Below are 790 nucleotides of genomic sequence, written 5' to 3' on the forward strand. Positions count from 1 at the left end.
AGCGCTCAAGTTAAGAATGGAAAGCTCGAATCATTCTTTGGTTACAATGCGAATAACTTTGCTTGGTATAACCCTGCAAATGGCAAAATGGAATTATTCATGTATGCCAAAAATGGGCAATTGTTTATTCGAGATTTATTTATTGAAGATGGCTCGATTACAAATGCAAAAATAGGGAATGTTATTCAATCAAATAATTATGTGGCTGGAAAATCAGGCTGGATAATTAATAAAAATGGATACGCTGAATTTGATAATGCAAAATTTAGAGGAGAAATTAAAGCCACTAAAGGCACGATGAATAATGTAATTATTGATAAAGATTGTGAAATTAAGGGCACTTTAAAAGTAGAGAATATCGAAGGTGACATAGTTAAGTTTTATTCTATTGGTAATGGAGAAACAATCACAATACCACCACAATCTTTTGACCGCGTTATTCAAGTGATCATAATAGCGACGACACATAATAGTAAGTGGTGTCGATTATGGTTAAACGATGATAAGTTCTTTGAAATTAAAAAAGGTGGACGAGTCGATGATTTTTATTATTGGAATTCACCATCAACAACGTTAAAAGCGAATACACCCGGCGTATTTAGATATGACAGCGAAGATAGATATTTCAAAATAACACTATTAGCCTGCAAGCAATAAGGAAATAAATCATGATATACACAACAGGCACTGTTAACACAGTGTCAGGGTCTGCTATAGTCAAAGGCACTGGCACTAAATTTAAAAATAATAATCCAGCCATTAATATCGGAATGACGATTTTAATTAAATC

1 protein-coding gene is annotated in these 790 nt (G+C 33.0%); it reads left to right on the forward strand.

Features of this window, described 5'->3' with window-relative positions:
* The coding region (locus tag DK861_RS15890; protein ID WP_162556789.1) for a DUF1983 domain-containing protein at positions 1 to 657 on the forward strand (657 nt) is incomplete at its 5' end.
* Positions 658 to 790: the final 133 nt, after the last annotated feature.

It is taken from the genome of Proteus sp. TJ1640 (assembly GCF_003144445.1).
GTDB lineage: Bacteria > Pseudomonadota > Gammaproteobacteria > Enterobacterales > Enterobacteriaceae > Proteus > Proteus penneri.